The 25318-nt window shown below is 65.7% G+C and carries 25 protein-coding genes; 14 read left to right on the top strand and 11 right to left on the bottom strand.

Annotation, left to right across the window (positions count from 1 at the left end; genetic code table 11):
* Positions 1 to 22: 22 nt before the first annotated feature.
* The 4 genes from QZ501_RS03445 to QZ501_RS03430 are packed head-to-tail and all read right to left on the bottom strand — an operon-like array spanning position 23 to position 3110.
* Positions 23 to 757, bottom strand: coding sequence for a DUF484 family protein (locus QZ501_RS03445; RefSeq protein ID WP_151440727.1), 735 nt, complete (start codon positions 755 to 757; stop codon positions 23 to 25).
* Complete coding sequence (gene dapF, locus QZ501_RS03440) at positions 754 to 1686, bottom strand: diaminopimelate epimerase (RefSeq protein WP_295717172.1); 933 nt, start codon at positions 1684 to 1686, stop codon at positions 754 to 756. The genes QZ501_RS03445 and dapF overlap by 4 nt, the downstream gene beginning before the upstream one ends.
* A complete protein-coding gene (gene lysA / locus QZ501_RS03435; protein ID WP_295717170.1) occupies positions 1683 to 2942 on the bottom strand; it encodes a diaminopimelate decarboxylase in 1260 nt (419 codons plus the stop codon). The genes dapF and lysA overlap by 4 nt, the downstream gene beginning before the upstream one ends.
* 18 nt (positions 2943 to 2960) lie before the next feature.
* The gene (locus QZ501_RS03430) at positions 2961 to 3110 is read right to left on the bottom strand and encodes a lipoprotein (protein WP_160898358.1); all 150 of its coding nucleotides are present in this window, start codon (positions 3108 to 3110) and stop codon (positions 2961 to 2963) included.
* Between the two features lie 101 nt (positions 3111 to 3211).
* Here QZ501_RS03430 and QZ501_RS03425 point away from each other — a divergent pair, with 101 nt between their 5' ends.
* The gene (locus QZ501_RS03425; RefSeq protein WP_295717166.1) at positions 3212 to 5686 is read left to right on the top strand and encodes an EAL domain-containing protein; all 2475 of its coding nucleotides are present in this window, start codon (positions 3212 to 3214) and stop codon (positions 5684 to 5686) included.
* Here QZ501_RS03425 and argH read toward each other — a convergent pair.
* Positions 5683 to 7104, bottom strand: coding sequence for an argininosuccinate lyase (argH, locus tag QZ501_RS03420; protein ID WP_295717164.1), 1422 nt, complete (start codon positions 7102 to 7104; stop codon positions 5683 to 5685). The genes QZ501_RS03425 and argH overlap by 4 nt on opposite strands.
* Before the next feature lie 82 nt (positions 7105 to 7186).
* On the opposite strand from argH, the gene QZ501_RS03415 reads away from it, so the two are divergent.
* From QZ501_RS03415 to QZ501_RS03390, 6 genes are all read left to right on the top strand, one after another.
* Positions 7187 to 8236 (top strand): sensor histidine kinase, encoded by a 1050-nt coding sequence (locus QZ501_RS03415; RefSeq protein WP_295717161.1) that lies wholly within the window; start codon positions 7187 to 7189, stop codon positions 8234 to 8236.
* Positions 8233 to 8958: a LytTR family DNA-binding domain-containing protein gene (locus QZ501_RS03410; protein ID WP_160898355.1), complete on the top strand. Its 726-nt coding sequence runs from the start codon at positions 8233 to 8235 to the stop codon at positions 8956 to 8958. Before QZ501_RS03415 ends, QZ501_RS03410 begins: the two co-directional genes overlap by 4 nt.
* 84 nt (positions 8959 to 9042) lie before the next feature.
* Positions 9043 to 9981, top strand: coding sequence for a hydroxymethylbilane synthase (hemC, locus tag QZ501_RS03405; RefSeq protein ID WP_295717157.1), 939 nt, complete (start codon positions 9043 to 9045; stop codon positions 9979 to 9981).
* Entirely contained in the window at positions 9962 to 10756 is a 795-nt protein-coding gene (locus QZ501_RS03400) for a uroporphyrinogen-III synthase (RefSeq protein ID WP_151440736.1), read from the top strand. Before hemC ends, QZ501_RS03400 begins: the two co-directional genes overlap by 20 nt.
* Before the next feature lie 9 nt (positions 10757 to 10765).
* Positions 10766 to 11860, top strand: coding sequence for a uroporphyrinogen-III C-methyltransferase (locus QZ501_RS03395; protein ID WP_295717154.1), 1095 nt, complete (start codon positions 10766 to 10768; stop codon positions 11858 to 11860).
* Entirely contained in the window at positions 11857 to 13122 is a 1266-nt protein-coding gene (locus QZ501_RS03390) for a heme biosynthesis HemY N-terminal domain-containing protein (RefSeq protein ID WP_295717152.1), read from the top strand. Before QZ501_RS03395 ends, QZ501_RS03390 begins: the two co-directional genes overlap by 4 nt.
* A gap of 4 nt (positions 13123 to 13126) precedes the next feature.
* Here the strand turns inward: QZ501_RS03390 and QZ501_RS03385 are convergent, their stop codons facing one another.
* From QZ501_RS03385 to rho, 3 genes are read right to left on the bottom strand one after another with little or no spacing between them, the layout of a single operon-like run.
* Positions 13127 to 13858, bottom strand: coding sequence for a CDP-6-deoxy-delta-3,4-glucoseen reductase (locus QZ501_RS03385; RefSeq protein WP_295717151.1), 732 nt, complete (start codon positions 13856 to 13858; stop codon positions 13127 to 13129).
* Positions 13859 to 13891: 33 nt separating this feature from the next.
* Positions 13892 to 15358 carry a 4-hydroxy-3-polyprenylbenzoate decarboxylase gene (gene ubiD / locus QZ501_RS03380; RefSeq protein ID WP_295717149.1) on the bottom strand — a complete coding sequence of 489 codons (1467 nt, stop codon included), beginning with the start codon at positions 15356 to 15358 and terminating at the stop codon, positions 13892 to 13894.
* Positions 15359 to 15374: 16 nt separating this feature from the next.
* Positions 15375 to 16637 (bottom strand): transcription termination factor Rho, encoded by a 1263-nt coding sequence (gene rho, locus QZ501_RS03375; protein ID WP_077530171.1) that lies wholly within the window; start codon positions 16635 to 16637, stop codon positions 15375 to 15377.
* A 312-nt stretch (positions 16638 to 16949) separates the two neighbouring features.
* Here rho and moaB point away from each other — a divergent pair, with 312 nt between their 5' ends.
* The 4 genes from moaB to QZ501_RS03355 are packed head-to-tail and all read left to right on the top strand — an operon-like array spanning position 16950 to position 19464.
* Positions 16950 to 17525, top strand: coding sequence for a molybdenum cofactor biosynthesis protein B (gene moaB / locus QZ501_RS03370; RefSeq protein ID WP_160898351.1), 576 nt, complete (start codon positions 16950 to 16952; stop codon positions 17523 to 17525).
* On the top strand, positions 17525 to 18745 hold the full coding sequence (gene glp / locus QZ501_RS03365; RefSeq protein ID WP_151440742.1) for a gephyrin-like molybdotransferase Glp: 1221 nt from the start codon (positions 17525 to 17527) through the stop codon (positions 18743 to 18745). The genes moaB and glp overlap by 1 nt, the downstream gene beginning before the upstream one ends.
* Positions 18738 to 18998 carry a molybdopterin converting factor subunit 1 gene (gene moaD, locus QZ501_RS03360; protein WP_151440743.1) on the top strand — a complete coding sequence of 87 codons (261 nt, stop codon included), beginning with the start codon at positions 18738 to 18740 and terminating at the stop codon, positions 18996 to 18998. Before glp ends, moaD begins: the two co-directional genes overlap by 8 nt.
* A 1-nt stretch (position 18999) precedes the next feature.
* Complete coding sequence (locus QZ501_RS03355; RefSeq protein WP_151440744.1) at positions 19000 to 19464, top strand: molybdenum cofactor biosynthesis protein MoaE; 465 nt, start codon at positions 19000 to 19002, stop codon at positions 19462 to 19464.
* Here the strand turns inward: QZ501_RS03355 and QZ501_RS03350 are convergent.
* Together QZ501_RS03350 and trxA are read right to left on the bottom strand one after the other, a co-directional pair.
* Positions 19450 to 20052, bottom strand: a complete 603-nt coding sequence (locus QZ501_RS03350; RefSeq protein ID WP_151440745.1) for an NTP transferase domain-containing protein — start codon at positions 20050 to 20052, stop codon at positions 19450 to 19452. The two genes, QZ501_RS03355 and QZ501_RS03350, sit on opposite strands and share 15 nt — an antisense overlap.
* Positions 20053 to 20090: 38 nt before the next feature.
* Positions 20091 to 20417 (bottom strand): thioredoxin TrxA, encoded by a 327-nt coding sequence (trxA, locus tag QZ501_RS03345; RefSeq protein WP_077530165.1) that lies wholly within the window; start codon positions 20415 to 20417, stop codon positions 20091 to 20093.
* A gap of 184 nt (positions 20418 to 20601) precedes the next feature.
* Between trxA and ppx the strand changes: the two genes are divergently transcribed.
* Positions 20602 to 22116: an exopolyphosphatase gene (gene ppx, locus QZ501_RS03340; protein WP_160898347.1), complete on the top strand. Its 1515-nt coding sequence runs from the start codon at positions 20602 to 20604 to the stop codon at positions 22114 to 22116.
* Here the strand turns inward: ppx and QZ501_RS03335 are convergent.
* On the bottom strand, positions 22107 to 24044 hold the full coding sequence (locus tag QZ501_RS03335) for an ATP-binding cassette domain-containing protein (protein WP_295717139.1): 1938 nt from the start codon (positions 24042 to 24044) through the stop codon (positions 22107 to 22109). The genes ppx and QZ501_RS03335 overlap by 10 nt on opposite strands.
* A 25-nt stretch (positions 24045 to 24069) precedes the next feature.
* Between QZ501_RS03335 and QZ501_RS03330 the strand changes: the two genes are divergently transcribed.
* Both QZ501_RS03330 and QZ501_RS03325 read left to right on the top strand, forming a co-directional pair.
* On the top strand, positions 24070 to 24579 hold the full coding sequence (locus QZ501_RS03330) for a TIGR02444 family protein (protein WP_295717136.1): 510 nt from the start codon (positions 24070 to 24072) through the stop codon (positions 24577 to 24579).
* Complete coding sequence (locus QZ501_RS03325; protein ID WP_295717134.1) at positions 24576 to 25310, top strand: FKBP-type peptidyl-prolyl cis-trans isomerase; 735 nt, start codon at positions 24576 to 24578, stop codon at positions 25308 to 25310. Before QZ501_RS03330 ends, QZ501_RS03325 begins: the two co-directional genes overlap by 4 nt.
* The last annotated feature ends 8 nt before the right edge of the window (positions 25311 to 25318 follow it).

Below are 25318 nucleotides of genomic sequence, written 5' to 3'. Positions count from 1 at the left end.
CTGGAACTCCCGGAGTGATGGGTCAGTGGCCGGCTTCCGCATCGGGCATGGCAATCCGGCCTTCCGGCGCCAGCAGCGGCGGAAGCAGCCGGCCAAGGGTATCGCTGATGTAGGTCATGAACAGCGACCCCATACTGCTGTGGAAATACCCTTCGTCCTCACTGGCAATGGCGATCAGGCCGACGCACTCATCCCGGCGCACCGGGATCACCGCAGCTGAACCCACCCGTTCCGGCGCGGAGAACAACGCCTCACGGTGGCTGTCACGCAGCCGGCCGAAAAGCGGCTGGCTTTCATCCAGTACCTCACCGAACACCTCCCGGGCCCTGTTCCGCTGAAGGTAGCGCACGGCACCGCACTGGGAGGGCGGTTCACCATCGGTCAGCACTGTCAGGCTCGCACTCTGAAGCTGGAACTCACCGCGGATGGTCTCATCCAGTATCGCTGCCACCTCCTCCACGGAACGGGCATCCAGAAGCGCCATGAGCAGGCGCTTGCTGCGCGTGAACAGCTGGTCATTCTGCCGGGCAATGCCGATCAGGCCGGACAGTTCCTCACGCAGGGCATCCCGCTGCTCGCGGAACAGATGCACCTGGCGTTCCACCAGCGAGATCGCCTGACCGCTGTCATGGGGAAGTGTCAGCTTCTGCAGGAGATGCTCATGACGCTCGAAGAAATCCGGGTTGGCCTCCAGGTACTCAGCCACATCGGCTTCGGAGACCCCGGTGGTTGCCGGTTCCGCTGTCGGGTCTGTCATGCATTACCCTTCTTTTTCCTGTTGTTCTGCGGGCGACCACCACCCTGACGGGAGCGGCGTCCGTCACCGGGTGGCTTGATCCGCCCCTCGAAGACCCGCGTGGCGGGCCCTTCCATCGTAACAGCTGCCCCATCCCCCGGCCACGAAATGGTCAGGGGACCGCCGAGCAACTCCACTGTGACGCGCTCGGACAGAAGGCCACGCAGCCGCCCGGCCACAACCGCGGCACAGGCGCCACTGCCGCAGGCCCGGGTTTCGCCCACACCGCGCTCGAACACCCGGAGCCGTATCCGATCCGGCGCCACCACCTGCATGAAGCCGGCGTTGGCCCGGGCCGGAAAGCGCGGATGGGCCTCAATCAGCGGGCCCAGGCTCTCCACAGGCGCTGTGTCCACATCGTCCACCACGAGCACGCCATGGGGGTTGCCCATGGAGACCGTGGCAATGCTCAGCTCCTGGCCGTCCACCGTAATCGGATAGGTCACCGCCTGTTCGTCCGCCGCGAACGGAATGGCTGCGGGCGCCAGCTCCGGCACCCCCATGTCCACCCGCACCAGCCCCTTCTTTGTAACCTCCAGGGTCATGATGCCGGTGGCCGTCTGCACCCGTATCCGGTGCTGGCGGGTCAGTTGCTGGTCGCGCACGAACCGTGCGAAACACCGGGCGCCGTTGCCGCACTGCTCCACTTCGGAGCCGTCCGCATTGAAGATGCGATAACGGAAGTCCACGTCAGGGCGCTCCGGAGGCTCCACCATCAGCAGCTGATCAAAGCCCACGCCCAGATGGCGGTCCGCCATTGACCGGATCTGGCTGGCTTCAAGCTGCACCGGCTGGGGAATGGCATCCACCACCATGAAGTCGTTGCCCAGCCCGTGCATCTTGGTAAAGCGCAGCCAGCCGCCACGCCCCCGGCGCCCGTCGCCACTCATGAACCCAGCTCCGGCAGCGGTATTTCCGGTGCCAGCTGTTCCTCCAGTGTTTCCCGCCGGCGCACCAGGTGCACATCCGCCCCGTCAACGAGGATCTCCGGCGGCCGGTTGCGGGTATTGTAGTTTGAACTCATGACAAAACCGTAGGCGCCAGCCGAGCGCACGGCAAGCAGGTCGCCCGCCTCAATGGCCAGCTCGCGCTGCTTGCCCAGAAAATCCCCTGTCTCGCAGACCGGCCCCACCACATCGTAGACGGCCGGCTGGATGCCACTCGGGTCGGCCACCGCCTCAATCCGCTGCCAGGCGGAATATAACGACGGCCGGATCAGATCGTTCATGGCGCCATCCACAATGGCGAACCGGTGTTCATCGCCACCCTTGATGCCCTCCACCCGGGTCACCATGATCCCGGCATTGGCGGCAATGGAGCGCCCCGGCTCCAGAAGCAGCTCCAGGTCCCGGCCGGCCAGCCGCTCCTTCAGTGCCTCCCCGTAGGCGCCGGGGCTGGGAGGCTGCTCGTCGCCATAGGGCACACCGAGACCTCCGCCCATATCCAGGTGCTGGATGGCGATGCCGTCTTCAGCGAGGGCGTCGATCAGCGCCAGCATCCGCTCCAGCGCATCCATCAACGGGTCCAGGCTCTGCAGCTGCGAGCCGATGTGGCAGTCCGCGCCGACCACCTCAAGACCAGGCATCTCCGCCGCCCGGCGGTAAAGGACCCGCGCCTGCTCAATCTCGACGCCGAACTTGTTCTCCTTAAGGCCCGTGGAGATGTACGGGTGCGTCCCGGCATCCACGTCCGGGTTCACGCGCACCGACACCGGCGCGATCCGGCCGCGCTCCGAGGCCACCTCGCTGATCATGGCCAGTTCGAAGTCGGACTCCACGTTGAAGCAGCGCACCCCGGCCTCCAGGGCACGCTCAATCTCCCAGCGCTGCTTGCCCACGCCCGAGAAGACGGTCGCCCCGGGATCGCCTCCGGCCCGGATGACGCGCTCGAGCTCACCACCGGAAACAATGTCAAAACCGGCACCGAGCCGGGCCAGCACATTGAGCACCGCCAGGTTGCTGTTGGCTTTTACCGCATAGCAGATGCGATGGGGCATCCCCTCCAGCGCCTGGTCATAGGCGTGGAAATGGCGCTCCAGTGTGGCCCTCGAATAGATGTAACAGGGCGTGCCGTGAGCTGCAGCGATCCGGCTTACCGGTACGGATTCGGCGTAGAGCTCGCCGTCGTGTCGGTTGAAAAAATCCATGGTCGGCGTCTGCCCTGATCAGCAAAGATGACTGGGAATGGTGTACGAAGCCGGGGCCCGGGCACTTTCCGGCCCTTCCGGGTCGCCCTCGCGGTAGAGTGGTCCCTTCTGCCCGCAGCCGGCCAGAACCAGCATGAGCGCCAGCAGTGCCAGGATCGATCCGCGCATAAGCCACCTCCCGAAGAAACGCAGTATTATAACGCCACAGTTGAAGGATCTCACACACGGATGTCACCCGGTCGCCATGCTTTCTGCTAATCTCGGGCGCTATGAGGGAATATCTGATCAAGCGGGTTCGCACCGAACCGGGCAGCAGCGCCAACGCCGAGCCAGCCAGCCTGCAGGTGGACGACGAAGGTGTCATCCAGGCAGCGGATGACGCCGCCGAGGCCCTGTTCGGCTACGGCATCCTGGAAATGCAGGGGCTGCCCATGAAGGAGCTTGTGGCCAGCCGCGAGGATAACCCCCTCATGCCCCCGCTCAACGATGCCCTGGAGCAGGGCCAGAGCGCGCTGATCACCGTTCGCCATGCCTCCGGCTATTTCTTCTCCATCAACCTGCGCCGCTCCACCAGTGACGCCACGGCCAGCACCGACGAGGCGATGCGCATACGGCCGCGCCAGGCCACGCCCCTGGACACCCGCGTATTCCGCCTGGCCGAACAGAGTGGTGGCCTCGGCATCTGGGAGTTGGATCCGGACTTCAACCGCCTGCACTGGTCCGAAGGCCTTTACCACCTGCTGGACCTGCCACCGGGCAATCAGCTCGACCCGGAGCATGTGCTGTTCTACTTCCAGGAGCACCAGAGCCAGGTGCGCCGGGCCATTCTCCAGTGCCTGCGCCAGGGCGAGCCGTTCTCCATGGAAGTACCGGTGCTCACCGCCAACCAGAACCACCGCTGGCTGCGGCTCACCGGGCGCAGCCTGGACGATTCCGGCAAACGCCGCCTGATCGCCGGCAGCGCCGTGGACATCACCACTCGCCGTGCGGACGCGCACTCGGCCCAGGTCTGGAAGTACCGTACCGAAAGCGTGCTGGCCGCCTCGAACGATCTGATCGTCATCATGAACCCGGGACTGGAAATCGTCGCGGTCAACCAAGCCTACAATGATGCCTTCCAGGCCGCCTTCGGGGTCATGCCCAATGTGGGCGACCAGCTCACCGATCTGCTCGCGGACTACCCGGAGGAACGGCGCCTCTACGCCCGCCTGTGGGAACGCGCCATGAGCCAGGAAGGCTTCTGCATCGAGATGCCCCTGGCGCAGTCCGAGGAACAGCAGACGGTCTACGAGATCCAGTTCAACCGCATCTTCTCCCCCGGCGGGGAACTGCTCGGGGCGGCGCAGGTGGCCCGGGACAAACGGGTTTCCCAGCTGGATGGCGAGGATCACGTCCACTACCTGAACCGGCACGACCCGCTGACGGGGCTGCTTAACCGCCGCGAGATCCTCCAGCGCCTGCATCGTGCCCTGAGCCTCCAGCGTGAGGCCGGCACACCCCACGCCCTGGTGCACCTGGATCTGGACGGTTTCAGCACCCTCAACGCCCGCTTTGGCTCGGGTGGCTGCGACCGCTACCTGCGGGAAATCAGCAGCATGATGTCGGGCCGTCTGCGCCAGCGCGATGCCCTTGCCCGGGTGGCCAGCGACCAGTTCGTCATCATTCTGGACAACTGCGGTACGGAGGAAGCCGTCAAGGTCTGCCACAACCTGAGGGATGCCGTCAGCGCCTTCGGCTTTGAGTGGCGGGGCGACACCATCCAGACCACCGTCAGTGCCGGTCTCCTGCCCCTGCACCTGGTGACCGACGAATCACCGGAGCAGTGCCTCACCCTGGCTGCGGACCTGTGCGAGACCGCCAAGGCCACCGGCCCCTCCAGCCTCAACCTCTACCGCACCGGCGCCGAAGGCGGTGACGAAACCGCTACCCGCGAGGACCTGGCACAGCTGATGTACGCCATCACCACCGATGCCATCGAGCTGCACTTCCAGGCACTGCGCCCGATCGCCAGCGCCACCTGGGGCGACCATGTGGAGGTACTGGCAAGGCTCTACCGGGAGCCGGACGACCAGGGCCGCCGCGCCGAGGAACTCTGGCGCCCGGCCTCCTTCATGCCGCTGGCGGAACGCTTTGATCTGGGGTATGCACTGGACCGGCGCGTCATCGCCCGCGCCCTGGCCTGGCTGGAGGAGAACCCTCTGATGCAGCCACGGCTCAAGATGATCAGCTTCAACCTGTCCGCCAGCAGCCTTCTTGATGCCAGCTTTGCGGACGAGGTGGCACACCAGATCGAGGCCAGCTCCTTCGAGGCAACCAGCTTCTGCTTTGAGATCCGCGAGACCCATGCATGCCGGTACCCGGATGAGGCCCGGCGGAGTGCTGAAGCACTGCGGGCGGCAGGGTGCCGGATCGCCCTCGATGCCGCCGGTATCAGCGGTCAGACCCATAACCTGATCGGTGATCTGGGAATCAGCATCGTCAAGCTGGACGAAAGCCTGGTGCATGACCTGGCGGATAACCCGCTGCAGGTGATCATGGTGGAAGCCATCCACCGGATGGCTCTGATGTGCGACGCGGTGACCGTTGCTCCCTTCATTGAGGACGACGCCACCCTGCGCAAGGTGCGTGAACTGGGGCTGCACTTCGGTCAGGGCTATCGCCTGACCAGCCCGGAACTCCTGGACCAGCTCGCACCCCCGGCCCAGCCCGGCAGCCGGGGCGGTTTCTTCAGGGCGCGTGGTTAACCCGCAGCGCCACCCTGCGTCAGCGCTTCCAACTGCTGCGCCGCCTCCCGAGCCGCCTCCCGTACCCGGACTGGCGCGGTGCCACCCACATGGGAACGGGAGCTCACGGAACCCTCCAGGGTCAGCACCTCGTAGACATCGTTACCGATCGCCCCGCTGAACTGCTGCAGCTCGGCGAGCTCAAGGTCTTCCAGGTCGCGACCATCGCGGTCAGCATAGGCAACGGCCTGCCCCACCACCTCGTGGGCATCCCGGAACGCCAGGCCCTGCCGCACCAGGTAGTCCGCCAGGTCGGTGGCGGTGGCGAAACCGCGCCGGGCCGCGGCCCGGGTGTTGTCCCTGCGCACGGAAAGCGCCGGCATCATATCCGCGTACGCCCGCAGGCAGCCCTTGACGGTATCCACGGTGTCGAACAGCGGCTCCTTGTCCTCCTGGTTGTCCTTGTTATACGCCAGCGGCTGGCCCTTCATCAGGGTCAGCAGGGACATGAGGTGGCCGTTCACGCGCCCGGTCTTGCCGCGCACCAGCTCGGGCACATCCGGGTTCTTCTTCTGGGGCATAATGGACGAGCCGGTGCAGAAGCGGTCCGGCAGGTCCACAAAGCTGAACTGCGCGGAAGTCCACAGCACCAGCTCCTCGCTGAAGCGCGAGAGATGGGTCAGCAGCAGCGCGGCGAAGCTGCTGAACTCGATGGCGAAATCCCGGTCACTGACCGAATCCAGTGAGTTGGCAGTAGGGCCGTCAAAGCCCAGCAGTTCCGCGGTGTAGTGGCGGTCGATGGGGTAGCTGGTGCCGGCCAGGGCCGCGGCGCCCAGCGGCAAGCGGTTCACGCGCTTGCGGCAGTCGAGCAGCCGCTCATGGTCCCGCTGCAGCATCTCGTTCCAGGCCAGCATGTGGTGGCCGAAGGTCACAGGCTGGGCGCTCTGGAGATGGGTAAAGCCGGGCATGATGGTGTCCGCCTCGCGCTCAGCCAGCTCAATCAGGCCGGACTGCAGCCGGCCCAGTTCAACCGCGATGGCGTCGATCTCGTCGCGCAGGTAGAGGCGGATATCCGTGGCGATCTGGTCGTTACGCGAACGCCCGGTGTGGAGCTTCTTGCCGGTGACACCGATACGTTCGGTCAGCGCCGCCTCGATGTTCATGTGCACGTCCTCAAGGCTCACCGACCACTCAAAACGGCCCGCCTCGATGTCGGCATGCACGGCCTCCAGACCCTCGATGATCTGGTTCTCTTCCTCAGAGGTGAGCACGCCGACCTTCGCGAGCATGCGCGCGTGGGCAATGGAACCGCGAATGTCATGGTGGTAGAGCCGCTGATCAAAGCCCACCGAGGCTGTGAACCGCTCCACAAAGGCATCCGTGGGCTCGCTGAACCGCCCGCCCCAGAGTTTGGCCGCCGCTTTCCGCTCGTCGCTCATGGTCTATCCTGTTGTCATGGAATCAAATGCACCCGCAGGCCGCGCAGTATAACAGCCTTCCAATCCGGCGCCCTATGTCACCATGAACCAGAGCCAGGAGCCACAAAACGACGGCGGCTTCATCCCGGATCTCTGCCAGGTCCGGGCCGTGTTCCTGCTGGTGCTCACCACCGAGCTGGTGGTGCTGCTGTTCGCACTGGCCCGGCCTTCCAGTGGCCTGCTGGACTGGCACTACCTGGGCCTGGCCTCGCTGCTGGCCCAGTGGGTCACCCTGACCGCCGCCGGCCTCATCTGCACGTTCAGGAGCCAACTCGAATCCCTGGGGGTGCCGCTTGCCACTGTTACCATCACCCTGCTGGTACTGGTGGACACTGCCGCCTTCACACTGTTCGGCCAATGGCTTCTCAACCCCGCGCTCTCGCCGTTGGACGCCCCGTTCACCCTGCTGCGCAACCTGCTCATGGCGGCGCTGATCACCCTGATGGCGCTGCGCTACTTCCACCTGCAGTACCAGCGCCGCCGTCAGGAGGAAGCGGAAGTTGAGGCCCGCATCGCCGCGCTCCAGGCGCGCATCCAGCCCCATTTCCTGTTCAACAGCATGAATACCATTGCCAGCCTGATCGCCTCCGATCCGGAACGCGCCGAGGAGGTGGTGCTGGATCTCTGCGACCTCTTCCGGGTCAGTCTGAACACCGCCGGGACCCGCCTCATTCCTCTGTCCGAGGAGCTGCGCCTGTGCGAACGCTACCTCGCCATCGAAAAGCTGCGCCTGGGCCCGCGCCTGGACGTGGACTGGCACCTGGACGACAGCGCCAGCGAACTGCCGGTACCACCGCTGATCCTGCAGCCCCTGATGGAGAACGCGGTCTATCACGGCATCCAGCCCCTGACCGGGGGCGGCACCATCCGGGTGGAATCCGAACGGACCCGGCGCTGGCTCTATATACTGATCCACAATCCTCTGGCCAGCGACCAGGCAGGCCGCCACCAGGGCCAACGCATGGCCCTGGAGAACATCCGGGCCCGGCTGCAGGCGGTCTACGGAGACACCGCGGCTCTCAAGGCCAGCCAGGGGAATGACCACTTCACCGTAACGCTGAGACTGCCGGGAAACAGGGAGAACGAGGCATGACGGAACACCGGGTCCTGATCGTGGACGACGAGGCCCCCGCCCGGGACCGGCTGCGACGGCTGCTGGAAGCCATCGAGGGCTGCCGGGTCTGCGCCGAGGCCGGCAACGGCACCGAAGCCCTGGAAAAAGCAGCGGAACACCGGCCCGACATCGTGCTCATGGACGTGCGGATGCCGGGCATGGACGGAATGGACGCAGCCCGGGAGCTGACCGCCCAGGCCACACCACCGGCGGTGATCTTCTGCACCGCCTATGACGACTACGCCCTGAGCGCCTTCCGGGTGGACGCCACGGACTACCTGGTCAAACCCGTGCGCCGGGAGGCCCTGGCCAGCGCGCTGAGCCGCGCCGGGCGCGTCAATCGCCCACAGAGCCGGCAATTTGCGCCAGAGGACAACCCCGCCATCGTGGTCCGCAACCAGGCTGGCGTGGAGCGCGTTGAGCTCGACCGGCTCTACTACGCCAGCGCCGACAACAAGTACGTGACCCTGGTCCATGACCGCGGCGAAACCCTGTGCGATTACAGCCTGCGCGAACTGGAGCAGGCCCACGGCGCACACCTGCTGCGCATCCACCGCCACACCCTGGTCAACCGCCGCTACCTGGAGGCACTCACCCGGACCCAATCCGGTCACCAGGTCCTGCTTTCGGATCCGGCGGGCACCCGCCTGCGCGTCAGCCGGCGCCATGCCACCACCGTGCGCGACCACCTCCAGGGCTGAGGCGGCAATGGGCGACAACAGCCCCCTGAAGCGCTACCCTAGGGAACCCCAGAACCCATCCACCCACTGAGGAACCGCCGCTCCATGGCCCGAGACACCCTGCGCATCGCCACCCGCCGGAGCCAGCTTGCCCTGTGGCAGGCCGAACACATCAAGAGCCGACTGGAACAGGCCCATCCAGGGCTCAGCGTCGAGCTGGTGGGCATCAAGACCCGTGGCGACAAGATCCTGGACGTGCCGCTGGCCAAGATCGGTGGCAAGGCCCTGTTCGTGAAGGAACTTGAAGAAGCCATGCTGGATGGGCGTGCGGACATCGCCGTTCACTCCATGAAGGACGTTCCGATGGTCTTCCCCGAGGGCCTGGGGCTCATGGCCATCTGTGAACGTGGCGCTCCCACGGACGCTTTCGTGAGCAACCACCATGCGGATGTGGACGCCCTGCCCGAAGGCGCCGTTATCGGCACCTCCAGCCTGCGCCGCCAGGCGCAGCTCGCCGCGCATCGGCCCGACTGCCGGATCGAGACCCTGCGCGGCAACGTCAACACGCGCCTGGCCAAGCTCGATGACGGCCAGTACGACGCCATCGTGCTCGCCACCTCCGGCCTGCGCCGGCTCGGTTTCGACGAGCGCATCCGCTACGAGATCCCGCCGGAGATCAGCCTGCCGGCAGTCGGCCAGGGCGCGCTGGGCATTGAATGCCGAACGGACGACACCGAGCTTGTCGCCATGCTGGAACCGCTGATCCATGCCGACTCCCGGGACCGGGTACTGGCGGAGCGGGCCCTGAACACACGCCTGGAAGGCGGCTGCCAGGTCCCCATCGGCGCCTATGCCGAACTGGAAGGGGATGAGCTCCACCTGCGTGGCCTGGTGGCCTCACCGGACGGCAGCCGGGTTCACCATGTTGAGGGGCGCGCCCATCGCAGCGAAGGCGAAGCCCTTGGTCGTCGCCTGGCCGAACAGCTTCTTGAAAAGGGCGCCGGCGCCATCCTGGCCGAGGTCTATGGCTACGAGCCCGAATAACCCGCCACTGGCCGGACGCCGGATCCTGGTGTCCCGCCCCGAACCCAGGGCGGAGGAAACGCGCCAGGCGCTCGAGCAGGCCGGTGCCTGCAGCCGTGCGCTGCCGCTGATCGCCATCCAGCCCCGCACACTGGATGGCCGTGAACGCAGCCTGATCCAGGAACTGGACAACTTCCGGAAGATCATCGCGGTCAGCCCCAATGCCGCACGTCTGCTTCTGGAGCAGGCGGATGACTGGTGGCCGCAGTGGCCCGTGGGCCTGGAGTGGTGGGGGCCCGGCGAAGGCACCGCCCGGGTGTTCCGCGATGCCGGCCTCCCTGGCCAGGCGCCGCTCAGCGGCCATGATTCCGAGGCCCTGCTCAACTGCCCCTCATTCCAGCCGGAGACGGTGGCCGGCGAAAAAGTCCTGATCGCCCGTGGCGACCGGGGGCGGGAACTGTTACGCGATACCCTGACGGATCGCGGCGCCCGTGTTGAGGTCCTCCCACTGTACGAGCGCACCCCCATCGACTGGCCCGAGGCCACGCTCCGGGAACACCTCACCACCTTTGACCCGGACACCGTGCTCGCACTTTCCGGGGAAACATTGAAGCGCCTGCTCGAGGTGGGTCAGAATGCAGACTCGAAGCTGCGGGAACGCTGCCTCGTGGTACCGGTGGAACGGGTGGCCCAGCAGGCCCGTGACGCCGGCTTTCGCGACGTCCGGGTGGCCCCGGCCATGAGCCCGGACGGGCTGATCGACGCCTGCGGGGCGTCCCCCTCAAACGCGGAGTAACGGACACTCGTGAACAACAACAGCAAACAGCTTCCGGCGACCACCACAGCCAGCCTCCAGCCCAGCCCCGCGCGGCTCTGGCCACTGTGGCTGATCATCCTCCTTCTGGCCGCGGGCCTGCTTGGCGCCGGCGCCATGCTGTGGGAACAGCACCGCAGCCAGCAGCAGCTCAGCAACCGTCTCGACACCCTCAGCAGCATGGCCTCGGATCTGCGCCAGAGTCAGCGCTCAAGCAGCGAGGCCCGTGAACAGCGCCTCAACCGCATTGAAGGGAAACTCGACGAACAGACCAGCGCACTGGACACCCAGTCGCGCCAGATCGCCCACAATGCCCGCTCCCTGCTCGGACTGGGTCAGCGCACCCGGACCGACTGGCTGCTCGCCGAAGCGGAGTACCTGCTGCGCCTCGCCAACCAGCGGCTGGAACTGGAAAACGACCACCAGGGAGCGCTGCGCCTTCTGGAACGCACCGATGAACTGCTGGCGGGCATCGACGCCGCCGGCGTCCACCCCATCCGCGAAGCCCTTGCCGAGGAGATCCTGGCGCTGCGCACCATGGACCCGGTGGACCGGACCGGCATCCATCTGCAGCTCGAGGCCGCCATTGGGATGATCCCGGAGCTGGGCCGTACCCAGTCCCTGGACCCGGCCGACACACCGCCCGGCGCCAACAGCAAGAGCAGTCAGCAGACGGATGCCGGCCTGTGGCAGCAGCTGCTGGACGTTCTCGACCGCATGGTCCGTATCCGCCGGGTGGAGGGGCCCACCCAGGCCCTGTTGACCCCCGAGCAGGAAACCCAGGCCCAGCTCCATCTCCAGCTGATGTTCGAACAGGCCGCCGCCGCCCTGCTGCGCGGCGACAACGCTGTCTACCGGCGCTCCCTCGGGCGTGCCGGGGACTGGCTGGAGCGCTGGTATGACAGCAGCAACCAGACGGCCTCGGCACTGCGCGAGCTCATCAGCGACCTCCGGGATGAACGCCTCCAGGCCGAAGCGCCGGACATCAGTGAATCCCTGGAACTGCTCAAGGCCCGACTGCGGGCCCGTTCCGACGAATCCGGCCCGCCCCAGTCGGATGATGACAATGGGGAGACCAGCCAATGAGGGCCCTGCTCATTGTTCTGTGCGTCGCCGTGCTGGCAGGCACGCTTCTCAGCCTCGGCATGTCGGAGGACCCCGGCTACATACGCATCAGCATCGGAACCTGGCTGATTGAGACCAACTTCTGGGTGGGGATGTCACTGGTGGTGCTGGCCGCCCTGATCCTGCACTGGCTGCTGGGGCTTGTGCGCGGGCTGCGCCTGAGCCCCGGTGCCATGGGCCAGTGGTGGCGCAACAGCGGGCGCCGCCGCGCCCGGCGCCGGACCACACAGGGGCTGCTGGAGCTGGCCGAGGGCAACTGGGGCCGGGCACGCAAACTGCTTGAACAGGGTGCCGGCAACGCGGAAACACCGCTCATCAATTACCTGTCAGCCGCGGAAGCCGCGCACCAGCAGGGTGACCAGGAGGAGGCCGACCGCTTCCTGCGCCTCGCCTGGGAAAGCACCGCCGGCTCGGATCTGGCGGTCGGCCTGACCCAGGCCCGGCTGCAGCTCAACGCCGGACGCAACGAACAGGCCCTGGCAACACTGCTGCGCCTGCGCCGCAACTCCCCCAATCACCCGCACGTGATGCGCCAGCTCGCGAATGTCTACCGCAACCTCGAGGACTGGCAGGCACTCAGTGAACTGCTGCCGGAACTGCGCCGCCACGCCGCGCTGGATGAAAGCAGCCTGACCGTTCTGGAGCAGGAAGTCTGGCTCAACGTGCTCGACCAGGCCGCCGAGCGGCTGGAACGCCAGCCCCCGGAACAGCGCAACCTGGACCATCTGGACCGGGTCTGGGATCAGCTTCCCCCGCCCCGGCGCAATGACGAGTCCGTGGTGCATCACTACGCCAACCACCTGGCCCGCCTGGGCGCGGAATCCCGCGCCGAAAGCCTGCTGCGCAAGGTCCTGCGCCACAGCTGGAGTGACCTGCTGATCAACCTCTACGGCCGCATTCAGGGCCCCAGGGAGGATGAGCAGTTATTGGCGGCTGAGGGCTGGCTCAAGGAGCGCCCCAACAACCCGGAGCTGCTGCTGGCCCTGGGGCGCATCAGCCTGCGTAACCGGCTCTGGGGCAAGGCCAGGGAATACCTGGAAACCAGTCTCGGAGTACGCCACAGCCAGGAGACGGCCGCGGAACTGTGCCGGCTCTACGCCCACCTGGGCCGCTACGAGGACAGCGTCCGCCTGCTTCGCCAGGGAGTTCTCGAGCACCATGGTCTGCCCAGGCTGCCCATGCCGGAGCCCCGGCGCCGCAGCGGTACCCCGGCGGCGCGCTGACGCCTCAGTCCCGGGGTGCGTACTGCAGCACGTCCGAATGGAAGCGGGCCGGGTCGAAACCGGCGGGCGTGAGGCCATCCAGAACGCTGTACACCATTGCCGGTGACCCGCTGGCGATGACCTTCACCTGACCCAGGTCATGGCCATCCGCCAGGATGGCCTCGGCCAGGCGTTCATGATGACAGTCCGAGGCCGCATCGGCCTCGCACACCACCGGCCGGAAATGAAAGTCCGGCCAGGCCTCCTCCCAGCGTTCAGCGGTCCCGCGCAGATACATGTCCCCGGCGTCGCGTGCCCCCCAGTAAAGGGTGACCGGCTGCTCCATGCGGCTGAAGCGCAGGTAGTCCACAATGCTCTTGGCCTGGGCAAACCCCGTCCCCGCCACAACCAGCAGCAGCGGCGAATTCGGCGGCTCGTTCAGGCAGGCCTCGCCATAGGGCATGGAGATGCGGGCACAGCCCTCGTGCCGCAGGTACTCCATCACCTCATGGGCGCTCGCCCATTCCGGCGGCGCCTGGATGTGCAGGGTCAGCTGCTCAGCCCCGGGCGCACTGGCAATGGAAAACCAGGCCGGATCCCGGCCGGGCAGATGGATGGCCAGGTACTGTCCGGCACTGAAGGGCACGGGGCGGCCCTGGGGCCACTCGAAGCGTACCTGATAGATGTCGTTACCGACCTGTCCGATCTCGCTGAGATGGAACAGGTCTGTCTTCGGCTGTTGCGCGTTGGCGTCCATAGTGTCCTCGTACGCGGCGCAGGCGGCCGGAGTTCAATCGAGACCGAGCTGGGGCCAGAGGTCGTCCACCCGGCGCTTGATCTCGTCGCTCATGGCGATGGGTCGCCCCCATTCCCGGTCCGTCTCGCCGGGCCACTTGGTGGTGGCGTCCAGCCCCATCTTGGAACCCAGCCCTGCTACCGGCGATGCGAAATCCAGGTAATCAATGGGCGAGTTGTCCACCAGGGTGGTATCGCGGGTCGGATCCATGCGGGTGGTGATGGCCCAGATCACGTCCTGCCAGTCACGGGCGTTGATGTCGTCATCCACCACGATCACGAACTTGGTGTACATGAACTGGCGGAGGAAGGACCATACACCCATCATCACGCGCTTGGCATGGCCTGGGTACTGCTTCTTCATGGTCACAACGGCCATGCGGTAGGAACAGCCTTCCGGCGGCAGGTAGAAGTCCACGATCTCCGGGAACTGCTTGCGCAGTATGGGCACGAACACCTCGTTCAGGGCCACGCCCAGGACCGCGGGTTCGTCCGGCGGGCGCCCCGTATAGGTGCTGTGGTAGATGGGATTCTTCCGGTGGGTGATGCGCTCCACCGTGAAGACCGGAAAGGTCTCCACCTCGTTGTAGTAGCCGGTATGGTCCCCGAAAGGCCCCTCTGGCGCCGTGTCATCCGGGTAGATGTAGCCTTCCAGGATGATCTCGGCGCTGGCTGGCACCTGCAGGTCACCCACCCCGGCATTGACCAGTTCGGTGCGCGAGCCGCGCAGCAATCCGGAGAACGCGTACTCGGAAAGGGTATCCGGCACTGGTGTCACCGCCCCCAGGATGGTGGCCGGGTCGGCGCCCAGTGCCACCGCCACCGGGAAGGGCTCGCCCGGATGCTGCTGTTGCCACTGCTGGAAATCCTGGGCGCCACCACGATGGGCCAGCCAGCGCATGATCAGGCGGTTGCGCCCGATCCGCTGCTGGCGGTAGATGCCCATGTTCTGGCGCTCCTTCTCCGGCCCGCGTGTGACCACCAGCGGCCAGGTGATCAGCGGCCCCGCATCCTCCGGCCAGCAGGTCTGCACCGGCAGCTGGTAGAGGTCGACGTCATCCCCTTCCAGCACCACTTCCTGGCAGGGTGCCGAGCGCCGGATCTTCGGGCCCATCTTCATGACCTGGCGGAAGATGGGCATCTTGTCGAAGGCATCGCGGAAGCCCTTGGGCGGTTCCGGCTCCTTGAGGAACGCCAGCAGCTCACCGATCTCGCGCAGGCTTTCGACGCTGTCACGCCCCATGCCCATGGCCACGCGCTTGGGCGTGCCAAACAGGTTCGCCAGAACCGGCATGTTGTACCCCGTCGGGTTCTCGAACAGCAGCGCCGGTCCCTCCTTCTTCAGGGTCCGGTCGGCGATCTCGGTCATCTCCAGCCGTGGGTCAACCTCGGTGGTGATGCGCTTGAGTTCGCCCTGCTGTTCAAGCTGATCAATGAAATCGCGCAGATCCCGGTACTGCATGAAGGCTCCTGCGGGGTTATCGTTTCTTCATCGCCTGGAAGAATTCCTCGTTGGTCTTGGTGTCCCGCAGCTTGTCGATCAGGAACTCCACGGCGGCCACGTCGTCATCCATCGAGTGCAGGAGCTTGCGCAGGATCCAGACCCGCTGCAGCTCGTCCTCGCTGACCAGCAGATCCTCGCGGCGCGTACCCGAACGGCGGACGTTGATGGCCGGATAGGTGCGGCGCTCGGCGATCCGGCGGTCCAGGTGCACCTCCATATTGCCGGTGCCCTTGAACTCCTCGTAGATCACCTCGTCCATCTTGGAGCCGGTGTCCACCAGGGCCGTGGCCATGATGGTCAGACTGCCACCCTCTTCCACATTCCGCGCAGCGCCGAAGAAACGCTTGGGCTTTTCCAGGGCGTGGGCGTCGACACCACCGGTCAGCACCTTGCCCGAGGACGGGATCACGGTGTTGTAGGCCCGGGCGAGACGGGTGATGGAGTCCAGCAGGATCACCACGTCCTTCTTGTGCTCAACCAGGCGCTTGGCCTTCTCGATCACCATCTCGGCCACCTGCACGTGGCGTGCCGGCGGCTCATCGAAAGTGGAGGCCACAACCTCGCCGCGCACCGTGCGCTGCATCTCCGTGACCTCCTCCGGGCGCTCATCGATGAGCAGCACCATCAGGTGGCAGTCAGGGGAGTTGCGCACAATGGACTGGGCCATGGTCTGCATCAGCAGCGTCTTACCGGCCTTGGGCGGAGAAACGATCAGGCCACGCTGGCCTTTGCCGATGGGGGAGACAAGATCCAGGATCCGCGCCGACAGGTCCTCAGTGGAACCGTTGCCGGCTTCCAGCCGCAGCCGTTCCTCCGGGAAGAGCGGCGTCAGGTTCTCGAACAGGATCTTGTGGCGGGTGTTGTCGGCCTTCCCGAAGTTGATGTCGTTGACCTTGAGCAGTGCGAAATACCGCTCGCCGTCTTTCGGAGGCCGGATCTTGCCGGAAATCGAGTCCCCGGTGCGCAGGTTGAACCGCCGGATCTGGCTGGGCGAGACATAGATGTCGTCCGGGCCCGCCAGATAGGAGGAATCGGCGGACCGCAGAAACCCGAACCCGTCCTGGAGGATCTCAAGCACGCCATCGCCGTGGATGTCCTCACCGCTTTTGGCGTGTTTCTTGAGAATCGCGAAGATCACATCCTGCTTTCGCGAACGGGCCATGTTTTCGAGGCCCATCTCCTGGGCAACCTCAATGAGTTCGGGAACGGGTTTTTTCTTGAGTTCGGTCAGATTCATAGATTGTCTGGGATTACGTCTGGATGGATAGGATGAAGTTGGTTGTTATCAGACTGCTGGGGAAGCGAAGTTCCGGATTGCCCGGGTTCTGCCGATCGGGGCGATTCAGTGAAACCAGGGTCAGAACGGAGATTCCGGGATTGGCGGATGGGTGGGGCACCGACCCGCCTGCCTTAATCAGGAGTTGTCAAAATACACCATTTTCAACGGCAGTGCAAAACCCCCGCGTTTACCCCACTGGAGGCATTGGTGCAGCCCCCGGCTGCGCTTATCATGGCAGCATCAAGGAACCCTCACAGGAGACCCGACCCGATGGCATCAGCCAGTGACTTCGCGCCCCTCAACCTTGCCATCCTGACCATCTCTGACAGCCGGGGGCCGAGCGAGGACAGCTCCGGCCAGTTCCTGGTGGATGCCGCCCTTGAGGCGGGTCACAACATCGTGGCGCGGCGCCTGCTGCAGGACGACACCTGCCTCATGCGGGCTCTGGTCAGCCGCTGGATCGCGGATCCGCAGATCCAGAGCGTGCTGATCACTGGCGGCACCGGCCTGCAGGAGCGTGACAGCACGCCGGAATCGCTGGGCCCGCTGTTCGAAAAGACCATCGAGGGTTTCGGTGAGGAATTCCGCCGTCTCTCCGCCCAGGAAATCGGCAACAGCACCATCCAGTCCCGAGCCCTGGCCGGGCTGGCGAACCATACCGTGGTCTTCTGCATGCCGGGCTCCACCGGCGCCTGCCGCACCGCCTGGGAGGGCATCGTGCGCGACCAGCTCGACAGCCGCCACCGACCCTGCAACTTTTCCGCCCTGGTCCAGCGCAAACCCGAGCGGGACCTCAGCGGACTGGACCGGGAAATTCCCCTTGATGCCGCCCGGGGAGCCAACTGATGGCGGGCACGGACACACTGATCAGCGTGGATGAGGCCCGGACACAACTGATGAAGGCCGCCCGGGTCCTGCCCGGTACCGAGACCACGCCCCTGAATGACGCCCTCCAGCGGATCCTCGCCGAGAGCCCGGTTTCAGCGGTACAGGTTCCGCCAGCGGACAACAGCGCCGTGGACGGCTATGCCCTGCGCGCGGCGGATGCCGAAGCGGGCACACTGCCCGTTTCCCAGCGCGTGCCCGCCGGGCAGGCCCCCCACCCCCTGGAGGCCGGCACGGCCGCCCGCATCTTCACCGGCGCCGCCATTCCCGAGGGGGCGGATACCGTCGTCATGCAGGAGAACACCGAGACCGAAGGCGACCGGGTCCGGCTTCTCCAGTCTCCCGGCACCGGCCAGAACATCCGCCCTGCCGGGCAGGACATTGATACCGGCGAGACCCTGATCAACGCCGGAACCCGCCTGGATCCCTGGCATCTGGGGCTGCTCGCCTCCGCCGGACTTCCGGAGATCACCACCTTCCGCCCCCTGCGCGTGGCCATCATCAGCAGCGGCGACGAACTGATCCCGCCCGGCCAGCCCCTGGCGCCGGGGCAGATCCACAATTCCAACCAACCCATGCTGACCGCCCTGGTGCGCGCCGCCGGCTGGGAGCCCGTCCCGTTCCACACCATGGCGGATACTCTGGAAGCCACACAGGACACACTGGCCCAGGCCGCGGAGCAGGCGGACGCCATCATCACCACCGGCGGCGTTTCCGTGGGGGAGGAGGATCACATCCGTGATGCCATCCGGGCGCTGGGCGAGCTGGACCTGTGGCGCATGGCCATCAAACCCGGAAAACCTCTGGCGTTCGGCCATATCAACGAAACCCCCGTCCTCGGGTTGCCCGGCAATCCGGCGGCGGTCCTGGTGACCTTCCTGGTGCTGGGCCGCCCCTTCCTGCGCGCCTGCCAGGGAGAGGACGGCGAGCTCATGCCCCGACCCTGCACCATGCCCGCAGGATTCGCGGTGGAACGCCCCCAGAGCCGACGCGAGTTCCAGCGGGTGCGCTGTCGCTCCATCGAGGGCCGCACCTGGCTTGAATCAGCGCCGACCCAGAGTTCGGGCGTCCTCAGCAGTGCCTGCTGGTCGCACGGGCTGGCCATCATTCCGGAGCACCAGACCCTGGAAGTCGGTGATCCAGTCTCCTTCCTGCCGTTTTCGGAGCTTCTCCATGGCTGAATCCAGTATTGCAATCCGTTTCTTTGCCAGTCTGCGCGAACGCCTGGGGATCAGCGAGGAACAGCTGCCCGCCGACGGCATCACCTGTGTCCGTGATATCCGTGAGCAGCTTCAAAAGCGCGGCGACGAGTGGGCCGAACTGCTGGACGACGACTGTGTGCTCATGGCCGTGAACCAGGCCATGGCCCGGGAGGAAACGCCGGTGAATCCGGGGGACGAAGTGGCCTTCTTCCCACCGGTCACCGGAGGCTGAAATGATCCGAATCCAGAGCGAAGCGCTGGCGATCGAGCCCGTCCTGGCCGCGCTGGAAGACGATGCCCCTGCGATCGGCGCGGTCTGCAGCTTCACTGGCCTTGCCCGCGACCTTGGTGACCAGAGCGGCGTCCAGAGTCTATTCCTGGAGCACTACCCCGGCATGACCGAAACCGCCATCCAGGCCGTGGTGGACGAGGCCGACCGACGCTGGACCATTCACCGCACGGAGATCGTGCACCGTGTGGGCGAGATCCGGGCCGGAGAGCGGATTGTCTTCGTGGGGGTGAGCAGCCGCCACCGACAGGATGCCTTTGAGGCCTGCCAGTTCATCATGGACTACCTGAAAACCCGCGCTCCTTTCTGGAAAAAGGAAATCACCGCGGCGGGTAACAGCGACTGGGTGGAGCAGAAGGCCAGTGACCGCGAGGCGGCCCGGCGCTGGGCGGATTCAGACGGTCTCTGAGCGCGCCTCGCTGCTGAGCCGCGCCTGGTCCCCGGGCTCGTTCACGTTCAGGAACCCTTCCACCATGGCGCTGCAATCCATCCATTCGGCGCCCAGCTGTTCCGCCAGTTCCAGTGCCCGGCGTTCGCCACGACTGAGATAGCGCTCAACCCGGCCCAGCAGCGCTACCGGGTAGTAGCCGTGCAGCGGGTGTCGCCGCTCACCGGTGTCCGAGAGACAGGGAATGGCGGGGCGCCGTCGCGCCGCCTCCAGGATCTGAACCGCCCATATGGGCGGGAGCCGTGGCGTATCACAGGGCGTCACCACCAGCCCCTGAAATCCACGCATACGGGCCCATCGGAGACCTTCCACCAGCCCCGCCAGGGGGCCGGCTTCGGCAAAGGCGTTATCCGGCAGAACGGTATCCGCCCACTGCCCGTGGGCATCCGCATTGCGGTTGGCACTGATGGCCACCGCGGAGGTCACCGGACACAGAACGTCGGCCAGGTGAGCCGCATAGGAGCGCCCGTCCAGGCGCAGAAGCCCCTTGTCTTCTCCGCCCATCCGTTCACCGCGCCCTCCGGCGAGAATCAGTCCACCAACCACCATAGTGCATCACAGCGCCCCGGCAGACCGGGGCGAAAACGTTACAGGTTGCTGTCGAGGAACGCCGTCAGCTGGGACTTGGACAGTGCACCCACCTTGGTGGCGTCCACATCGCCGTTCTTGAACAGCATCAGGGTCGGGATCCCCCGGATGTTGAAGCGCGGCGGCGTCTGCTGGTTCTCGTCGATGTTGAGCTTGGCGATCTTGAGCTTGCCCTCGTACTCGTCCGCAATCTCTTCGAGAACCGGATGGATCATCTTGCAGGGCCCGCACCATTCCGCCCAGTAGTCCACAAGAACCGGTACGTCCGACTTGAGAACTTCGTCTTCGAAGGTGCCGTCGGTCACGCTCACAATGTTGTCGCTCATCGCCCTACTTCCAAATTGCTGCTGTATGAATGGGAATTTGCCCGCCGTAACCGGCTGTCACCGGGACACGCGAGGATCCCCTCTGTTACATGGGCCGCTCCGCGGGTTAGTATCCGGATCAGATACCAGCCCTGAACACGGCGCTGTTCAGAATATATGGGCTTTCAGCAGGATTTCAAGACAGGTGACTTCCCCGCACAGTTCCCAGGACGCCCCCCGGCTGCTGGCCGCCGTGGACCTTGGCTCCAACAGCTTCCACATGGTCGTGGCCCAGGCGGTGCACGGCGAGATCCGCACCATTGAGAAAATGGGCGAGAAGGTCCAGCTCGGTGCCGGACTGGACCGTGACAACTACCTCTCCGCCGAGGCCAGGGAACGCGGCCTGGCCTGCCTGCAGCGCTTCGCCCAGCGCATCCGCAGCATGAACGCGGAATCGGTCCGGGTGGTGGGCACCAACGCACTGCGTGCCGCCCGTAACGCCGATCACTTCATCCAGTCGGCCGAGGAGACCCTGGGCTGCCCGGTGGAGATCGTAGCCGGGCGCGAGGAAGCCCGCCTCATCTACCTGGGGGTCTCCCACACCCTCGCGGATGACGCCGGCCCCCGGCTGGTCATCGACATCGGCGGCGGCAGCACCGAGTTCATCATCGGCGAACGCTTCGAGGCGCGCGAGACGGAAAGCCTGCACATGGGCTGTGTGTCCTTCCGCAACGACTACTTCCCGGACGGCAAGATCTCGCGCAAGCGCATGGACAGAGCCATCACCCACGCACGCCAGGAGCTGCTCAACATCCAGCAGCGTTTCCGCCAGCGCGGCTGGCACAACTGCGTGGGGTCCTCCGGCTCCATCAAGGCCATCATCGGGGTGGTCAACGAGCTGAACCTCAGCCGCGAGGGGGTTACCTGGGAGGCCATGAAGTCACTGCGCAAGCGCCTGATCGACATTGGCCGCACGGAAAAGCTGGATTCGCTCGGGGTACGCGAGGACAGGCGCAGCATTTTCCCGGCCGGTTTCGCCATACTCTATGCCGCCTTTGAATCGCTGGGCATCGAGTCCATGAATTTCGCCGACGGCGCCCTGCGTGAAGGGGTTCTCTACGATCTGCTGGGCCGGGACAACCATGAGGATGTGCGCGAACGCACCATCCAGGCTCTTCAGGGGCGCTATTCCGTGGACCTTGATCATGCGGCGGCGGTGGAGGCCACTGCCACGCGGGCGCTGGAGCAGGTCGGCCCGGACTGGGGACTCGGGAACAGCGACTACCGTAACCTGCTGTGCTGGGCCTGCCGGGTGCATGAGATCGGGCTGGCCATCAGCCATACCCAGTACCACAAGCATGGCGCCTATCTGATGACCCACTCGGACCTGCCGGGTTTCTCGCAGGACGACCAGCGGGCGCTGGCAACCCTGGTGCGCACCCACAGGCGCAAGTTCAACAACGCGCTGTTCGAACACCTCTACCCGGACGAGATCCAGCCGATCAAACGGCTTGCGGTGATGCTGCGGCTTGCGGTGCTCTTCCAGCACGGGCGTGCCGGCGCCGCGCCGCCACCATTCAGCCTCAGCGCCAAAGGGGCACGGATCACCCTTTCACTGCCGGCCGACTGGCTGGAGGCGCACCCGCTGACACGGGCCGACCTGATGAGCGAGCGGGAGCGGGTCAAACAGGCCGATGTCGACCTGGTGATTCAGGAGTAGGCGTCCGCCTCCAGTGACTCCAGGGACTCGCTGGCCTCCATCCAGGCCGCCTCGGCCTCGGATTCACGGCGTGCCAGCTCCGCCTGGCGGTCCAGGAGCTGCTTCAGTTCGTCCTTGCGCTCGGCCTCATACAGGCCGGTATCGCCGAGCGCCTCTTCCACCTCGGATTTCTCCTTCGCAAGGCGTTCCAGCTCCTTCTCACAGCGCTCGACCTCCTTTTTCAGCGGCGCCATCTTCTGGCGCTGCTCGGCGGCGGCTTTCCTGCGCGCCTGGCGCTCGGCTGCGCTTTCTTTGGCTGCCGGCTGAGGAGCGGCATCCCGGGCACCTGAAGACTTTCCGTCCCCGCCGGAAGCCCGTTCACCGCCTTCGGCAAGCCAGCGTTCGTACTCGTCCAGGTCGCCGTCGAACTCGGTGACGGTACCGTCCGCCACGCGCCAGAAGGTGTCCACCGTGTTGCGCAGCAGGTGGCGATCGTGGGAGACCAGCACCATGGCACCGCTGAACGACTGCAGCGCCATGGTCAGGGCCTGGCGCATCTCCAGGTCCAGGTGGTTGGTGGGCTCGTCCAGGAAGAGCACATTGGGCTTCTGCCAGGCGATGATGGCCAGTGCCAGACGGGCCTTCTCACCCCCGGAGCAGTTGCGGATGCTCGCCAGGGCATCATCCCCGCGGAAACCAAAGCCGCCCAGGAATTTGCGGATGGACTGATCCGAGGCCTCGGGCGTCAGCCGCTGCAGGTGCTGGAATGGGCTGGCGTCCAGATCCAGTTCATCCAGCTGATGCTGGGCAAAATAACCCGGCCGGAAATGTTCCCCGGTAACACGTTCGCCACTGAGCAGCGGTGTGGCCCCGCGCAGCATGCTGATCAGCGTGGACTTGCCCGCGCCATTGACCCCGAGAAGACCGATACGGCTGCCCGGCAGCAGGTGCAGGTGAATGCCACTGAGCAGCGGCGCTCCGTCATAGCCCACGGCACCACCCCGCACGGTCAGCAGTGGATTGGAGACCTTGTCCGCCTCCGGGAAGCGGAACTCGAACTGGGAATCCACGTGCGCCGGTGCGATGGTTTCCATGCGTTCCAGCGCCTTAATGCGGCTCTGGGCCTGCTTCGCCTTGCTGGCCTGGGCCCGGAAGCGGTCGATAAAGGACTGGATTTCGGCAACCCGCTTCTGCTGCTTTTCATACTCCGCCTGCTGGCGTGCCAGCCGTTCCGCCCGCTGGCGTTCAAAGGCGTGGTAGTTGCCCACGTAATAGAACAGCTTGCGGTGTTCAAAGTGGATGACATGGGTTGCCACCCGGTCCATGAAATCGCGGTCGTGGGAGATGAACAGCAGCGTGCCCTGGTACTGCTTGAGCCAGCCTTCCAGCCAGTAGCAGGCTTCAATGTCCAGGTGGTTGGTGGGCTCGTCCAGCAACAGCAGATCCGAAGGCACCATCAGTGCCTGGGCCAGGTTCAGCCGGATGCGCCAGCCGCCGGAGAAGCTGTCCACCGGGCGGTCCATGTCATCATCCGTAAAGGCCAGCCCCCGCAGCAGGGCCTCCGCCTGGCGCGGGGCGTCCCAGGCCTTGAGATTGTCCAGTTCACCATGGACACGGACCATCTCGTTTTCGTCGCCACTGGCCTCGGCCCGGGCCAGACGTTCCTCAAGCTGCCGCAGCTCGGCGTGGCCATCCAGCACAAAGTCCCGTGCCGTGCGCTGGCTGCCACCCACCTCCTGGGCCATGTGGGCGATGCGGCAGCCGCCGGGGACCTGGATCTCGCCGTTTTCCGGTGCCAGTTCCCCCAGGATCATTTGAAAGAGACTGGACTTGCCGGCACCATTGCCACCAATGAGGGCAACCCGCTGCCCAGGCTGGATGGTGGCGGAGCAGTCCTCAAGCAGCCACTGGCCGCCGCGCTGAAGTGTCAGGTTATTGAATGCGATCATGGCGGCATTCTACAGGAAAGACCCCATGCCACGGCAGGAGCCCCCCGACAATCTGTCACTGGACAATCCACTCTGGCAGTACGTGCTGACCCTATGGCGTCACGACGGATTCGCATACCAGTGCCTTGAGGCCCAGAACCAGGGTCTGGCGGTGACCCCACTCCTGGTGGCGCTGTTCTGTGCCGCCCGCGGTCGCCAAGCCCCGCAAACCGAGCCCGAGGGCATCCACCAGTGGCGCACCGATGTCACCGCCGACCTGCGCGCCCTGCGGATGAACCTGCCCAGGGGCAATGGCACCACGGCCCCACTGCGCGACACCGTCAAGCAGGCGGAGCTGAAGGCCGAACAGGTGGAGCTGGCCTGGTGGTGGCAGCGCCTCGTGGATGACGGATCCGTCACGCAGTCGGGCCTTTCGCGCACGGCCCTGGCCCGCCATAATCTGGGCAGCCTCCTCCCGGGGCTCGACCCGGCCACTGCCGCATCGCTGGTTGAACTGTGGGGGGAGATCAAGGAAGCCAATGGAGAACCATCATGACGCGACGCACTTCCCTCGCGCTGCAACGCAGCACCATCGCCGGCGCCTGCCTGATGCTGGCGGTCGGCTGCAGTGCCGAATCCGATGTAAGCCTGGAGTCCGAGGACCAGCGGCTCGGTTATGCCATGGGCAAGCTTTTTGCCGACCGCATCCAGCAGGATATGCAGGACCTCAACAGCGATGCCTTCATGGCCGGTGTCCGTGACAGTATGGAAGGCAACGAGCCCCGGCTCTCCGACGAGCAGATCCAGAAGGCCGTCAGCAACTACCAGAAGCGCCTGCGGGATGAAGCCACCGGCAACACCTCCGGCCAGCAGAGCAAGAGCAGCGGCGGCGGTGATGCCGAGGAGAACCTGGCCGCCTCCAGAGCGTTTCTGGAGAAGAACCGCCAGCGGGATGGTGTGAAGACCACCGACTCGGGGCTCCAGTACGAAGTGATCGAGGAAGGGGATGGTGAGTCACCGGCCGAGGACGATCGTGTCACGGTCCACTATACCGGCGAACTGATCGACGGCACCGTCTTCGACAGCTCCCGGGAACGCGGCGAGCCCGCCACTTTCGGCCTGCAGCAGGTCATCCCGGGCTGGACGGAAGGGCTCCAGCTGATGAACGAGGGCGACCGCTATCGGTTCTACATTCCACCGCAACTGGCCTATGGCGAGAATGGCCCGCCCTCGATCGGCCCCAACCAGGCACTGATCTTTGACGTGGAGCTGATCGAGGTCCAGTAGGGGCCAGG

It is taken from the genome of uncultured Halovibrio sp., assembly GCF_913056445.1.
Taxonomy (GTDB): domain Bacteria; phylum Pseudomonadota; class Gammaproteobacteria; order Pseudomonadales; family Oleiphilaceae; genus Halospina; species Halospina utahensis_B.
The sequence above is the reverse complement of the archived record's forward strand: the minus strand, read 5'-3'. Positions and strand labels throughout refer to the sequence as shown.

Excerpts from the sequence above, each read along its gene's own strand:
- lysA (WP_295717170.1), bottom strand. The coding sequence starts at position 2,942 with ATGGATTTTTTCAACCGACACGACGGCGAGCTCTACGCCGAATCCGTA.
- QZ501_RS03415 (WP_295717161.1), top strand. The coding sequence starts at position 7,187 with ATGAACCAGAGCCAGGAGCCACAAAACGACGGCGGCTTCATCCCGGAT.
- QZ501_RS03330 (WP_295717136.1), top strand. The coding sequence starts at position 24,070 with ATGCCACGGCAGGAGCCCCCCGACAATCTGTCACTGGACAATCCACTC.
- argH (WP_295717164.1), bottom strand. The coding sequence starts at position 7,104 with ATGAGCGACGAGCGGAAAGCGGCGGCCAAACTCTGGGGCGGGCGGTTC.
- glp (WP_151440742.1), top strand. The coding sequence starts at position 17,525 with ATGGCGGGCACGGACACACTGATCAGCGTGGATGAGGCCCGGACACAA.
- QZ501_RS03325 (WP_295717134.1), top strand. The coding sequence starts at position 24,576 with ATGACGCGACGCACTTCCCTCGCGCTGCAACGCAGCACCATCGCCGGC.
- trxA (WP_077530165.1), bottom strand. The coding sequence starts at position 20,417 with ATGAGCGACAACATTGTGAGCGTGACCGACGGCACCTTCGAAGACGAA.
- rho (WP_077530171.1), bottom strand. The coding sequence starts at position 16,637 with ATGAATCTGACCGAACTCAAGAAAAAACCCGTTCCCGAACTCATTGAG.
- QZ501_RS03400 (WP_151440736.1), top strand. The coding sequence starts at position 9,962 with ATGGCTACGAGCCCGAATAACCCGCCACTGGCCGGACGCCGGATCCTG.
- QZ501_RS03385 (WP_295717151.1), bottom strand. The coding sequence starts at position 13,858 with ATGGACGCCAACGCGCAACAGCCGAAGACAGACCTGTTCCATCTCAGC.
- QZ501_RS03430 (WP_160898358.1), bottom strand. The coding sequence starts at position 3,110 with ATGCGCGGATCGATCCTGGCACTGCTGGCGCTCATGCTGGTTCTGGCC.
- QZ501_RS03350 (WP_151440745.1), bottom strand. The coding sequence starts at position 20,052 with ATGGTGGTTGGTGGACTGATTCTCGCCGGAGGGCGCGGTGAACGGATG.
- moaD (WP_151440743.1), top strand. The coding sequence starts at position 18,738 with ATGGCTGAATCCAGTATTGCAATCCGTTTCTTTGCCAGTCTGCGCGAA.
- moaB (WP_160898351.1), top strand. The coding sequence starts at position 16,950 with ATGGCATCAGCCAGTGACTTCGCGCCCCTCAACCTTGCCATCCTGACC.
- QZ501_RS03335 (WP_295717139.1), bottom strand. The coding sequence starts at position 24,044 with ATGATCGCATTCAATAACCTGACACTTCAGCGCGGCGGCCAGTGGCTG.
- QZ501_RS03390 (WP_295717152.1), top strand. The coding sequence starts at position 11,857 with ATGAGGGCCCTGCTCATTGTTCTGTGCGTCGCCGTGCTGGCAGGCACG.
- QZ501_RS03355 (WP_151440744.1), top strand. The coding sequence starts at position 19,000 with ATGATCCGAATCCAGAGCGAAGCGCTGGCGATCGAGCCCGTCCTGGCC.
- QZ501_RS03410 (WP_160898355.1), top strand. The coding sequence starts at position 8,233 with ATGACGGAACACCGGGTCCTGATCGTGGACGACGAGGCCCCCGCCCGG.
- QZ501_RS03425 (WP_295717166.1), top strand. The coding sequence starts at position 3,212 with ATGAGGGAATATCTGATCAAGCGGGTTCGCACCGAACCGGGCAGCAGC.
- QZ501_RS03445 (WP_151440727.1), bottom strand. The coding sequence starts at position 757 with ATGACAGACCCGACAGCGGAACCGGCAACCACCGGGGTCTCCGAAGCC.
- hemC (WP_295717157.1), top strand. The coding sequence starts at position 9,043 with ATGGCCCGAGACACCCTGCGCATCGCCACCCGCCGGAGCCAGCTTGCC.
- dapF (WP_295717172.1), bottom strand. The coding sequence starts at position 1,686 with ATGAGTGGCGACGGGCGCCGGGGGCGTGGCGGCTGGCTGCGCTTTACC.
- ubiD (WP_295717149.1), bottom strand. The coding sequence starts at position 15,358 with ATGCAGTACCGGGATCTGCGCGATTTCATTGATCAGCTTGAACAGCAG.